This window comes from Kribbella antiqua (genome assembly GCF_004345665.1).
GTDB classification, from domain to species: domain Bacteria; phylum Actinomycetota; class Actinomycetes; order Propionibacteriales; family Kribbellaceae; genus Kribbella; species Kribbella antiqua.
Map to the genome: position 1 here is coordinate 78,827 of NZ_SLWR01000002.1, position 11,956 is coordinate 90,782.

An 11,956-nucleotide genomic window follows, 5' to 3' on the forward strand; every position below is an offset into this window, starting at 1 on the left:
GTGGATCCGGAGAACGGGCGGTTTGCGAAAGCCGTCAGGCGACGCGGATCGGGCGGTGGTAGCCCGGGAGGAGCTCGTCGACCAGGGCATCGGTCTCGGACTCGGCGCCGCGAGGGCCGCCGTGCTTGGTCAGAGCGGCGTACATCTGGGTCGCCACGTTGGTGACGTCCGCCGTGGTCCCGAAGTGCGAGGCCAGTCGCAGCGTGGCTCGCCACAGCTCCTCAGAGGCCGGCGAGAAGCTCAGGCCGGTCTGAAGAGCGGTCCGGGCAAGGTTGCCGTCGTTGTGCTCGAGCGACGCCTCCGCCAGCTTCAAAGCGGCGTCGACCACGGCTTCGACCATCCGGCGCTCGATGCCGGACGCGGCCAGCCAGGAGTAGCGCCCGGCGGGCAGGTTCGTCCAAGCCGGGCCGTGGACCAGACTCAGCGCCGTCGACAGCGGGCGACGCGGGTCGTCCATCATCGAGGCCTGCTTGGCCAGCGTGCGGAACACGTCCCAGTCGACCCGCACGATGCTGCGGTTCAGCATCCAGCGACCGGACTCGTCGGAGTACATCGCGTCCACCCCGACCCAGCGGCGGGTGTGCTCCAGCGCGGCGTTGCGCAGTTCCTCGCTGATGCCGCGCGGCCAGATCGCGCCGGCCAGTACGTTCGGGTGGACGCCGTAGTCCTGGCTGGCCAGAAACGCGACGATCTCGGTCGCCAGCGTGATCCGGCCGTCCTCGATCGTGCCGCGGGCGTCGACCTCGACCGGCCCGAGCAGGTCGACCTCGACCGGCGCCGGCTGGCTGAGATCCGTGGTGGAGAACTCGTACGCCGGCATGTTCTGCTCCGCCCGGCGCTTGTCCAGTGCGTCGGTCTCGGCCGCTTCGAACAGCGCGACAAGATCCGCGAACTGGGCCGGATTGATGCTGTGGGCATCGACCTCGAGCCCGAGCAGCCGGCAGACCGCCTGGTTCTTCTCGTCCACGACGAACCGCCACGGCGAGCTGATCACGTCGCCGACCACAACCACGGCGATGCTGCGCTTGCTGTCCGCGGCGAGCCGGTTCAGCTGGTCCTGCTCCTCCGGCGACGGCGGCGCGGACACGAAGATGATCTCCGCACCCCACAGCGCCGCGTCTGGCTGAGCCATCCGCGCCTCGGCGACCGAGCCCAGGTTGCGCCGGCCGCAGGCCTGTACCTGAGCCTCGGTACGACGGCTGACCTCGGCGATCGCGTCGTCGAGCCGCACCCAGTAGCTCAGCCGGCTCGGCGCCAGCGACGAGAGGTCGTCACCGAAGCCGACCATGCTCACGTGCGCACCCTCGGACCACAGGTTGGTGGCGAGCTCGACCGCGAGCGAACCGACAACGTCACGCGAGGCGTTGTTGACGCCGCCGAAGCTGACGATGCCGTTCGCCGTGTCCAGGTCGACCAGCACGGTCGCACCGTCGGCGTTCCGCCCGATGGTCACCAGCGTCGGGTACGGCGCCGGTGCGGCGACGTCACCACTTGGCGCGTACGCCCGGCGGAGCGTCCACCGGCTGCCGTCGGCGATCCCCTGCCAAGGAGCAGGCGGCGCGGGCTGTGCGCCGTACGGGTCGAGCACGAGCGTCAGCGCGCGATCCGTCACCAGCGCGGCGACGACCTTCGGCATCGGCCTGCCCGCTTCGGTCATGTCCGCACCGAGCTGCCGCAGTGCATTGTCGACGAACTGGGCCGTCGGGATGTCGGACGCCAGCCGCAGACCGATCTCGGTCTGCCGGTGCCCGGCCGCCTTCGGGCCGGGACCCTGCGCCCATCCGCGACGCCGCTTCAGCGCCAGCGCTAGACCGGCCGCGAGCAGCGTGGCCCCGAAGCCGTAGATCCCTGCCTGAGTCGCATCGAAGCCGCTGTCCTCGGCAACCGGAACCACCTCGGGCACCTGCGTCCCGCCGGCAGCCGGGTCGCCCTTCTCGGACTCCGTCGCGCCTGGACCGTGTGGAGCGACCGAGATCTCCGGGTTGCCCGGCTTCACGTTCTTGGCGTTGGGGTCGTTGATCGCGCTGCCGATCCGGATCGGCGACCCGGCCTCGGTGCCCTGCTTCTCGAACCAGCGGCTCGGAGCGGGCGGAGTCTCGGTGGTCGTGTTGGTGCCGGGCTTCACGACCGTGGTCTTCTTGCCGGCCGGGGTGTTCGTGCTCGGCTTGACCGTCCGCGTCGTCGTGGTGGTGTGGTCGATCTTGACGCGCACCGTGTGCACACCCGGGCCCTTGGCGTCGGCGGGCAGCCGCACCTGCCAGCCCGGCATGATCAGATCAGGGTTGGTGAGGCGGCGACCGTCGGGCTGCAGCTTGTTCTTGTTGAGCTCGTAAATCTCCTTGTAGCGCCGGCCCTCCCCCAGGTACCGCTCGGCGATGTCCCAGAGACAGTCGTAGTTCCGGCCCTGCGGTGGGCGGACTTCGGTGTACTTGACGACCTGGCCCTTGTCGTCGCTGTTTGTCCGTACGCCAGTGTGCGTGTGGTTGCCGCTCAGCACAGTGCTGCGAGCCTCGGTCTGACGGAACGACGTACCAGCGCCCTGGTCGCCGCCCTGGGTCGCGGTGATCGCGGTCGGAACCGCGGCGCTCGTGGTGACCGCGCTGGCGACCGGCAGACTGACACTGGCCGCGCCGGCAATCAGTACGACGCTCGAGATCAGCCGCCGGGCCAGAGTCTGCGAGCCACCGCCCAGCGGGATGCGTGGTGACAAGCCATGGCCGCGGATCTCCGCGGCCGCCTCGGCGATCAGGCAGATGACGAAGTGCAGCCAGGCGACCCAGATGAAGAACGTGATGATGCCGAGCACCGTCTCGATGCCCAGCTGGTCGAACAGTACGTCGCGGCTCGGCAGCTCGTCCGGCCACGGCGTACCGAAGAACCGGAGCAGCACGTACGGCACGCCGCCGACGATCGCCAGGATCGCGAGCAGCGCGACGAAGCCTTTCAGCCGATCCGCTCCCGGGCTCGCGGACCGCTGCTGCGGCAGCCGCGCCGACCGCACGGGCTCATTCGTCCGTACCATCATTTTTCCTCCACCCCATCAGCCACCGATTGCCTGCACTTCCTGCACAGGCAGCCGCTGCACCGCATGTACGTCCGCGTCGCCGATCTTCACCCAGCCGTTCGCCTGGCCGACCCAGTACGCGACCTCCCAGGTGATGGTCAGCTTGACCGTGTACATGCCGTCCGGCTGGTTCGCACTGGACCGTTTGTAGATGTGCTTGCAGTTGCTCATCTGGTTGAACGGGTCTTTGGTCTCGTCGTAGCTGTCGTCGTCATCGACCGGTGTCAGGCCCATCAGGCAGGTGAACTGACCGGTGCCGTCGCCGGGATCGACCTTCAGCTTGGTCACCAGGCCACGCATGGTCAGGTTCTGCGTGCCGTCGTAGGAGCCGGCCAGCAGCTCGTCCGGCCGGTTGATGTCGTTCCGGAGGATGTAGGAGCTCTCCCTGGTCAGCGAGAAGTACGCCGGGATGTTCACCCGCGGCGTGTACGTCGGCTTCACCTGCAGCGCGGGATCCGGGTATGCCGTGTGGAACGGCCACCAGAACACGTCCATGTACCCGCGGTCCGGGCATTGCTCTCTGTCGTTCGGACCGACCGGGACGATCATCCGCTCCAGGTGCACGTGCGGGCCACCGTTGGTGTAGTCGAGGTCGTAGCCCTCGATGGTGATCCGGAGTCTCCACTCCTTGCCGTCCGGCGGTGCCGGCAGCGTGATCCCGTCCGGGATCGGGAAGTCGCGGCACGGAATGAACGGCTTGCCGTCGAGCCGCTGGCGCCACGTCTTCGGCGGCGCATCGCCACGCAGGTAGGACTTGCCGGAACTGCAGTAGGCACCGAAGCCGACCGAGTTCACGTACATGCTGCAGACATGGGCGCCGGCGTGAATCGTGTCCGCGCTCGCCGTCTGCGCAGGAACGGACATCAACAGGGCGAGTACGGTGCCCAGGGCAATCAGCCCACGCCCCACTCGGTTGCGCATCCTCACTCCCCAGACTCGTCCTAGGCGGCACATTAGCTTCGCCCTGGGGCATCATGCCCGTTGGTTTGTGTCTCGTCACCTATTCGGAACCTCGATCCTGTTCCGATCTAGGCCGGATAGTGCACGGCCCCGCAATTGATCCCGCTCGACGGCGCCACCCGGTACGGCAACCAGCCGAGGCCGGTCTGCACCATGTCGATCGCCTGCGGCGTGCCCTTCGGCGCGACCAGGGTCCAGCGCTTCGCCTTGGGGTCCCAGTACTGCGTGGTCTGCGAGCGGCAGGTCTTCACCCGGATGATTCCGTCGGGCTGGTTCGACACGCCCAGCACGACCACACTGCCCGGCGGGCGCATCACCCAGCCGTTGCGGTTGGCATCGACGATGACCTCGCTGACGTCGGCGTAGAAGAACGCCGGGAACTGCTTCTTCAGCACGGTGTCGTCCTTCGTCACCAGTGCCTTGAAGTACAAGGGGTAGCTGCGCACGAGCCCTTGGACGGCGGGATTGCCGCCGAAGTTCCCTGGTACGACGATGACTTGCGCCTTACCGGGAGCAGTCGTCGTGGCCGGCTTCGGCGACCCCGCCGTCGTCGGCTTCGTCGTCGTACCGGTGGTTGGCGTGCTGGACGTCGTACTGGAGTCGCCGCCGACGGGGACCGGGCGGCCGCCGTCGTTGGTGTCACCACCGCAGCCGGCCAGGAACAGGACGCCGGCCAGCGCGGCTGCGGAGAGGATTCGCACGGGTGAGTTCCTTAGCTCGTCGGCGGACTGGTCGGTTTCGTACTCGGACCTGGTGGCTCCGGTGGCTCGGACGACCCGGGTGGCGACGTCGGCGGCGTGACGTTCGGGCGGCAGGACGCCGGTATCGGCCACGGCAATGTCCAGACCGGGCTCGGTACTCCGATGGTCCAGCTCGGGCAGGGGAGGTCGACCGTCGGCGGCACCGCCGTGTCGGTGACCGGCACGCCAGGCCCACCACCGCTGGTCTGTACGGCGATCGGCGGGATGGTCGGGCTGTCGTCGGCCTTCTTCACGCCCTGTTCGGCGTGCGCCTGACCGGTGCCGCTCGCCTTCAGGCTTTGCTTGCCGATCATGGCGAGGAACGTCGTCTTGTTGTCGATGACCACCTGGATGTCGACCAGCTCGTCGGTGAGCTTGGTCGGCCCGCACGACGTGACCGCCTTGTCGTTCGAGGAGACCTGGGCGCAGAAGGCAGCGATCGCCGTCGCCGCCTTGGCCGTGTCGATCTTCGCCGCGGACGTGTTCAGCTGGATACTCGCGGCGCCGACGCGGGCCGCTTCCTGGGCATACCCGACCGCGCGGGACCGGGCGCCGAGCTGGCGGCCGCCGTCGATCACCAGACCGGCCAGGGTGAAGATCATCACCGCCAGGATCGCCACCGCCGGGCTCAGCGCACCGCGGCCCAACGGCAGCCGATGGTTGCCTGGGGCATCGATCCGGAAGAACTCGACGATCCGGGAGCTGCCGTCACGAGCCATCGCGGATCCCCCGGTACGGGTCGAGCGACGAGCTGAAGCGCTTGGTGATCGTGGTGTCGCCACCCAGGCCGAGCAGGCCGAGATCGCGGTAGTCGATGGTGCAGGTGACTTCGACCGACAGCGGCGAACCGGCTTCGAAGGCGGTGGTGATGCTGCCGGACGCGGTGGACTGGCAGGACTTGACCGCCTGGGCCATCGTGCGGCTGACGGCTTCGTCGACGCGCCCCTGGGCTTCGTTGAGCGAGCGGGCCTGGCTGGCGGAGCGCGCACCGTCGCGGGCCGCGCTCTCGAGTAGCGACGACGTCTGGAAGTAGCGGCCGCAGGCGAGCAGGAACATGAACAGCATCAGGAGAATCGGCGCCAGCACCGCCATCTCCAACGCCATCGTTCCGCGCTCTGTGCGTGCCCTCATTTGTCGTCGGCCTCGAACTGCTCGATCGGTCCTGTGGCAGAGCGCTCCACGTGCAGCTTCACGCCTGGTACGAGCGAGACCGTGTCACCGCTGACGGTGAAGGACACCATGCCCTCGGGACTGTTGTACGACGGCGAGTCGACCTTTGCGTTCTGCAACGTCGTACCGCCCAACTGCTCCGCGTACGCCTGGATGTCCGCGCGGACCGTCTCCCCCACTGCTGTCGTGTAGACCGGCGGCTGCACCAGCCGCAGCCGGGAAACCCCCTCCTGGGCAGCGTTCAGCGCCACCGACCGCCCGTACAGCCACAGGGCGGTCTGGATCGACAGGAAGACCAGCGCCAGAATCGATGGCGCGAGGATCGCCAGCTCCAGGGCGGTGGCGCCTCGCTCAGACCAGCGCGGGCGGCGGTGGCGGGCGCGGTAACGGGGGCGGCGGAACGGCACGAGGGCTCAGCCGTTCTCGATTTCGCCGGTGCGCTTGTCGATGACGCGGCGGACGACCAGGCCGATCGCGAGGGCGGCGGCGACCAGGATGGCCGAGATGATGGCCCACTCGAGTGCGGAAGCGCCGAGTTCGGTCTTGCCCTGCCGGGCCCGAGCGCGCTGGGCGTGCGCCCGTGCCACCGCGTAGCCGGCCATCGCCCGCCAGAACTGCAGTTCCGAGTTCATCCGTGTTGCCTTCCCAGTCGTGAGCTCGAGTCGAGCGTCAGTATGCCTTGTACGACGGACCATCCGGCCCGACGGATCCGTTACTAGTTCCCGAGAATCGCCACAGCCGCGGGGAAGGCGAGGAACAGGAAGAACGCGGCGATCATGACGAGCTGCGCGACCAGCATCGACTGGGACCGCTCACCCGCCTTGCCCTCCACGTCCGCGAGCTCCTTGCGCCGCAGCGACGCCGCACGCGCCAGCAGCGAGGCCCGGATCTTCGCGCCCTCGTCACCGGCCAGGGCCAGCGCCGACGCCAGGTCCCGCAGCTCCTCGACCCCGAGTTCCTCGCCCAGCCGGGCCATCGCGTCCCACGGGGTGATGCCGATCAGTCGCGCGTTCGCCAGCGCCTGCCTGATTCGCGCCATCGCCCAGTGCTCGCCGATCGTCGAGGCCGTCATCAGCGCCTCGGGCAGACCGCGGCCGCCGGCCAGGTTCATCGCGACCAGGTCGAGGAAGCTGCCGACCACGTGCCGGAAGTCGCGCCGCCGCGCCTCGGCCTCGGACCGCAACGCCAGGTCGGGCAGGAAGAACGCGAACGCCATCGCGGCCAGCGTCACGATCGCCGGCGCCGCGCCCGGCGCATTCAACCCGAGCATCGCGAACAGGAACAGCACGAACGGGATGAAGATCATTGCCCCGAGCGCGAAGAACACCTTGGTGGCCAGCATCGCCGCGAACGGCTGGTTCATGACCGCGAGGTCGCGGCGCAGCCGCCCGAACGCCCAGCCCCGCGCGTTCGCCTCCATTTCGAGCCGCCGGCCGAGCGACTCGCGCGCGCGATCCATTCCGCCGAGCACCCGCTCGCCGGCCGCACTCGCGGTCGCCGCACTGGTGTACCCGGTCCGGCCGGCGTCGATCCGCGCGATCGTGGACAGCACGTTCGCCCGCGGCTTCACGAACATCCTGACCAGGATGTACACGCCGAGGCCGACCAGGGCGCCGGTGACGAAAGCCCACGTCATCGGTTGACCACCTCCATCCGATCGTCGCCGGCTCGCTTGGCCCGGTGGTCGCCGCCGCCGACCAGGAACCGCTCCGGCACCTCGATCTTGGCCAGCTTCCGCAGCCACATCAGGCCGAGCGCGTAGAGCACGATCACGATGAACAACACGAACTGCCCGATGAAGGTCTTGTACGGCGCCATGTAGACCGGGTTGAACAGCACGAGTCCCGCCGCCATGATCAGCGTCACCGCGACGACCACCTGCACGCTTCGCCGGGTCGACCGTCGCTCCGCCGCCACTTTCCGCCGTACGTCGAGTTCCTCGCGGGCGGAGTCGGCCAGGGCGCTCAGCACTTCGCGCAGACCGGGACCGCGGAGCCGGGCGTTCAGCACCAGGGCGGCGACGATCAGGTCGGCGGACGGGTCGTTGAGGTCGTCGGCGAAGCGCATCAGTGCCGACGGCAACGGTTCACGGATCCGCAGCCGGTCGACCAGCAGGTTCAGCCCGGGCTTGATCGCCGGAGCCGCGTTCACGGCGGTGGCCGGGATCGCCTGCTCGAGGCCGACAGCGCCGGCGATGGTGTCGCGCAGCGCCTCGGTCCAGGTGGCCAGCGCGTCCAGGCGTTCGATCGCCCGGCGTTCCTCGCCCGTACCGCCGAAGAAGCGGTCGGCGAGCGCCGCGAGCAGACCGAGCGCAACCGCCAGCACCAGCCAGCGCGTCACCACCAGTACGACGAGTCCCACGCCGATGCCGGCACCGAGCCGGATCAGGTTCTTGCGGCTGTCGCCACTACGGTGGAACAGCGACGGCGTCGCCTCGCGCGGCTCGGTGCCACGAATCGCGATGATCAGCAGCAGGATCGCGCCACCGACGACCGCTCCGCACAGCAGTGACAGCAGGGTCCGGTCGCTCATCGCTGCCTCACCTCACGCCCAGGTTCCGTGCACGAGTGGCTGGTAACCGTAGTGCTCGAGCTCGTCCATGCAGGAGATCGGTGCGTGCGCGGCGGCGCGGCCGTCCGCTCCGGGTGCGAAGACCTCGCCGGACAGCACGCGGCCGTCCCAGCCGGTCACCTCGCGGATGCTCTCGACGTACCGGCTCAGACCGCCGCCCTGCTGGTACTCGTTGTGCTTGCGGACGAAGACAACGAAGTCGAGCGCGCCTGCGATCAGCATCTGGGTGGCATCCATCGGCAGCCGTTCGGTGGCCTGGATCGCGTAGGTGCTGATCCGGTTGAACACCTCCATCGAGCTGTTCGAGTGGATCGTCGACAGCGAGCCGTCGTTGCCCTGGCTCATCGCGTTCAGCATCGTGACGATCTCGTCGCCGAGCACCTCACCGACGATCACCCGGCTCGGGTTCATGCGCAGCGAACGCCGGACCAGGTCGGCCATGCTGACCTCGCCGACGCCCTCGGAGTTCGGCAGCCGTTCCTCGAACGCGACCACGTTCGGGTGCAGGTCCTTGAACTCGCCGAGGCCGAGCTCGAGCGAGCGCTCGACGGTGATCAGGCGCTCGTGCGGCGGGATCTCGTTGGCCAGCGCGCGCAGCAGCGTGGTCTTCCCGGAGTTCGTCGCGCCCGCGATCATGATGTTCTTCCGGGCTGCGACGGCCGCCCGCAGGAACGAGCCGACGTCGTCCGACATGGTGCCGTTGACAACCAAGTCGCGGAGGAACACCCGGCCGAGCCGGGCTCGCCGGATCGACACCGCCGGCCGCGCGGTGACGCCCATCACGGCGGACAACCGGGACCCGTCCGGCAGCCGGAGGTCCAGCTGCGGGTTGGCCGAGTCGAACGGCCGGCTGGTCAGTCCGGCGTGTGCCGCCAGCACCTGGATCAGCTCGACCAGCTCGTCGTCGGACTCCGCGACCGGACCCGGCGTCTCCTCGCGGCCGTCGCCGTACTGGACGAAGACCTGGTCGTAGCCGTTGATGTCGATGTTCTCGACCTCAGGGTCGTCGATCAGCGGCTGCAGCCGGCCGACACCGAACAGCGCCGAGTGGATCGCGCCGGCGATCTGCGCGTCGTCGTCGGGGGTCGGCGGCGTGCGGCCCTCGGCCAGCTCGTAGCGGGCGTGGTCCTCGAGCACCTGGACGATCAGGGAGCGCGCGTACTCGCGTTCGTCCTCGGCGCTCATCGGCGGTACGCCGTTCACCTGGTCGCGGCGGCGCTGCTCGTTCAGCCGCTCCGCGACCTGCACCCGCAGCTTTCGAACCAGCTCTTGATCAGCACTCACTGGCCCCACTCCTCATGCTGCGGGAACGCGGCCTGGGCCATGTCGAACTCGTGCTGCTCCGGTGTCGCGACGAGGGCGGCCATCTCCCCGACGATGTCGGTCGCGGACCGGATCAGCTGGGTCTTGTCCAGCCGCCCCTGACCGCGTCCGTCGAAGAACGCCGCACCGGCAGGGTCGAACGCGAGATGCCACCGGTGCCGCACCGTCACGGACATCGCGTCCAGGACAGACCACACCTGCTTGACCCCGTCACGACGACGAGGATCCGCCACCACGACCACACCGAGCTGTGCGTCGACGTGGTGCACCAGGGACGACAGCCGCTCCCGCAGATGCGCCACCGACGACCCAGTCGCCGTACAGACGAGCACGATAAGGCGAGCGGACTGTACGACGGGCAGCTGTGGAGAGGAGGCGCCGATGCGGCCGCAGTCAGCCAGTACGTCGCCATGCTGCATCTGGTTGAACGAGATGCCCAGCGGATGCCACAGGCCGCCCATACCGCCGACCTGCTCAGGTGAGCGGACGCCGAGCATCACATCGAGCCCACCGTCGAGCTGCTGGCTGTGCGCGAGGATCACCTCGTCGCCGAGGCCCTTGCGGCTGGCGGCGGCCAGGCTGACCAGACCACGGTCGGAGTTCAGTGGAGCGCCGCCGGGTCCGGTCATCCGGATGGCTACGTCGCTGCCGGCCGGGTCGCACTCGGCCAGCAGCACCTGCCGCGGCCAGAGCGCGCCGAAGACGAGACTGGCGGTCGTCACCCCGGGCGAGCCCTTCGCGCTCGCCAAAGCCACCAGTGCCATCAATTGTCTCCGTTGCGGGAGACCTCGGTGGTGGTCGACGGCGAGAGCTTCACCAGCACCAGCGTCTTGGCCGCGGCGGCCGCGGCGACGGAGGTCAGCTTCTCGGTGGGGACGAGCACGGTTACGTTGAGGGTGCTGTTCGCATTCGTCTTGTCGTCCGTGAGGGCGCCCGAGGTGCTGGTCACCTCGGCGGCCTTGACCAGCGTCTGCGGCGTCGCGGAGTCCTGGTTCGCGGTGGGGACGCGGATCACGGCAACGATGTCGCCGGGCAGGACGCCGTCCGACGGCGCCCGGCCGTTCTCCAGGCTCACGCCGACCAGTGCGCCACCCGACGGGATGAGCGGTTCCGTGCCCTTGGTGAAGTTGTCCGGCGTGACGAACTGGTCCTTGTAGAGCCAGGACGTCGTGTAGTGGTCGATGTACTGCTCCGCTTCCGACCACGGGATCAGACCACCGGTGGCGCCGGCGAGGTCACCACGCGACAGGTCCTTGCGCTCCAGCTTGTGGCCGGGCGGCAAGCTGTCGGCGGAGATCGCGACGTAGTCCTGGCGGTCGCCGCTCTGCAAAGCGATCAGAGCGGACCCGGCAGCGCCGAGCAGGATCAGGATGACCGCGAGCGCGGCCAAGGCGGGGCGGCGCTCCCGGCTGCTGGGGAGGCGGTTGGTACCACCTGCCGCCGATCTGCCCGCTCCGCGGGTGCCTGAGGAGGGGGTACGCGTGGAGGACGAGAGACTCACCCGCATACCGTAATGGCACGCAGGTACCAACTGGGTGCGCAGGTCGGAGGCCGTTACCGGCTCGCTACCCGCTGCCGCTCCGTTGAGGTCAGCAGTTCCGTGAAAGCACCCGGTCCGCCGTACAACTGGTCTAGATAGATATAGAGGCCTTGCAGTGCGTGCCCGAGCTCTCGCTGCCAACCGTCGGCGGACTCCAGCTCAGCCGCGAGCACCCTGCCTTCAGCCAACGTGACCGAAGCATTCACCGGCTGCACCAGCCGCTCGCCCTCCTCGTCCGGCGGGACGGCCTTACCGCGAATCCGTCGTACGGCGTCCGCGAGGGCCGACTGCTCGGTGGTGGGCAGCACCCGGTCGAATCCGTAGCCGCCATGGAGTTGGTCGAGGTAGTCACAAAGCGCCAGGAAGAGTTCGACTCCGTCGTACTCCTGCGTGGTCGTGGCGATGTGCCGTAACTGGGCCACCATGCTTCTTGCCTCGGGGACACTCCAGGACGACGAACCCAGCCGGTCATTCATGCCACGATCGTAGGAGCATCAGTGGGCGTAAATCGTTAACTCTTCGGGTGAGCCGAGTAGCTGGCGAGTAACCGAAAGTTTGCTAACGTCCGGACAGCACGCCTTGGTGACA

At 68.7% G+C, this 11,956-nt stretch carries 13 protein-coding genes; all 13 read right to left on the reverse strand.

The window, feature by feature from the left end; genetic code table 11:
- Positions 1–34 precede the first annotated feature (34 nt).
- The gene (locus EV646_RS06475) at positions 35–3,025 is read right to left on the reverse strand and encodes a LysM peptidoglycan-binding domain-containing protein (protein ID WP_241995484.1); all 2,991 of its coding nucleotides are present in this window, start codon (positions 3,023–3,025) and stop codon (positions 35–37) included.
- A 15-nt stretch (positions 3,026–3,040) separates the two neighbouring features.
- Positions 3,041–3,985 (reverse strand): hypothetical protein, encoded by a 945-nt coding sequence (locus EV646_RS06480; RefSeq protein WP_132145017.1) that lies wholly within the window; start codon positions 3,983–3,985, stop codon positions 3,041–3,043.
- A 107-nt stretch (positions 3,986–4,092) separates the two neighbouring features.
- On the reverse strand, positions 4,093–4,725 hold the full coding sequence (locus EV646_RS06485) for a hypothetical protein (protein WP_241995486.1): 633 nt from the start codon (positions 4,723–4,725) through the stop codon (positions 4,093–4,095).
- 11 nt (positions 4,726–4,736) lie between these two features.
- Positions 4,737–5,483, reverse strand: a complete 747-nt coding sequence (locus tag EV646_RS06490; RefSeq protein ID WP_199236847.1) for a TadE/TadG family type IV pilus assembly protein — start codon at positions 5,481–5,483, stop codon at positions 4,737–4,739.
- Entirely contained in the window at positions 5,473–5,895 is a 423-nt protein-coding gene (locus EV646_RS06495) for a TadE/TadG family type IV pilus assembly protein (protein WP_132145019.1), read from the reverse strand. Before EV646_RS06495 ends, EV646_RS06490 begins: the two co-directional genes overlap by 11 nt.
- A complete protein-coding gene (locus tag EV646_RS06500) occupies positions 5,892–6,341 on the reverse strand; it encodes a TadE family protein (protein WP_132145021.1) in 450 nt (149 codons plus the stop codon). The genes EV646_RS06495 and EV646_RS06500 overlap by 4 nt, the downstream gene beginning before the upstream one ends.
- 6 nt (positions 6,342–6,347) lie before the next feature.
- Complete coding sequence (locus EV646_RS06505) at positions 6,348–6,566, reverse strand: hypothetical protein (RefSeq protein ID WP_132145023.1); 219 nt, start codon at positions 6,564–6,566, stop codon at positions 6,348–6,350.
- An 83-nt stretch (positions 6,567–6,649) separates the two neighbouring features.
- Positions 6,650–7,570 (reverse strand): type II secretion system F family protein, encoded by a 921-nt coding sequence (locus tag EV646_RS06510; RefSeq protein ID WP_132145025.1) that lies wholly within the window; start codon positions 7,568–7,570, stop codon positions 6,650–6,652.
- Positions 7,567–8,466 carry a type II secretion system F family protein gene (locus EV646_RS06515; RefSeq protein ID WP_132145027.1) on the reverse strand — a complete coding sequence of 300 codons (900 nt, stop codon included), beginning with the start codon at positions 8,464–8,466 and terminating at the stop codon, positions 7,567–7,569. Before EV646_RS06515 ends, EV646_RS06510 begins: the two co-directional genes overlap by 4 nt.
- Before the next feature lie 12 nt (positions 8,467–8,478).
- Entirely contained in the window at positions 8,479–9,789 is a 1,311-nt protein-coding gene (locus EV646_RS06520) for a TadA family conjugal transfer-associated ATPase (RefSeq protein WP_132145029.1), read from the reverse strand.
- Positions 9,786–10,592 carry a CpaE/TadZ family protein gene (locus EV646_RS06525; protein ID WP_132145031.1) on the reverse strand — a complete coding sequence of 269 codons (807 nt, stop codon included), beginning with the start codon at positions 10,590–10,592 and terminating at the stop codon, positions 9,786–9,788. Before EV646_RS06525 ends, EV646_RS06520 begins: the two co-directional genes overlap by 4 nt.
- A complete protein-coding gene (locus EV646_RS06530; RefSeq protein ID WP_132145033.1) occupies positions 10,592–11,329 on the reverse strand; it encodes a CpaB family protein in 738 nt (245 codons plus the stop codon). Before EV646_RS06530 ends, EV646_RS06525 begins: the two co-directional genes overlap by 1 nt.
- A gap of 53 nt (positions 11,330–11,382) precedes the next feature.
- Complete coding sequence (locus tag EV646_RS06535; protein ID WP_132145035.1) at positions 11,383–11,844, reverse strand: hypothetical protein; 462 nt, start codon at positions 11,842–11,844, stop codon at positions 11,383–11,385.
- Between the last annotated feature and the right edge of the window lie 112 nt (positions 11,845–11,956).

Bases quoted from the DNA above. Each gene is read 5' to 3' on its own strand.
- EV646_RS06495 (WP_132145019.1), bottom strand. From the start codon at position 5,895: ATGAGGGCACGCACAGAGCGCGGAACGATGGCGTTGGAGATGGCGGTG.
- EV646_RS06525 (WP_132145031.1), bottom strand. From the start codon at position 10,592: ATGGCACTGGTGGCTTTGGCGAGCGCGAAGGGCTCGCCCGGGGTGACG.
- EV646_RS06490 (WP_199236847.1), bottom strand. From the start codon at position 5,483: ATGGCTCGTGACGGCAGCTCCCGGATCGTCGAGTTCTTCCGGATCGAT.
- EV646_RS06475 (WP_241995484.1), bottom strand. From the start codon at position 3,025: ATGATGGTACGGACGAATGAGCCCGTGCGGTCGGCGCGGCTGCCGCAG.
- EV646_RS06515 (WP_132145027.1), bottom strand. From the start codon at position 8,466: ATGAGCGACCGGACCCTGCTGTCACTGCTGTGCGGAGCGGTCGTCGGT.
- EV646_RS06480 (WP_132145017.1), bottom strand. From the start codon at position 3,985: ATGCGCAACCGAGTGGGGCGTGGGCTGATTGCCCTGGGCACCGTACTC.
- EV646_RS06505 (WP_132145023.1), bottom strand. From the start codon at position 6,566: ATGAACTCGGAACTGCAGTTCTGGCGGGCGATGGCCGGCTACGCGGTG.
- EV646_RS06510 (WP_132145025.1), bottom strand. From the start codon at position 7,570: ATGACGTGGGCTTTCGTCACCGGCGCCCTGGTCGGCCTCGGCGTGTAC.
- EV646_RS06535 (WP_132145035.1), bottom strand. From the start codon at position 11,844: ATGAATGACCGGCTGGGTTCGTCGTCCTGGAGTGTCCCCGAGGCAAGA.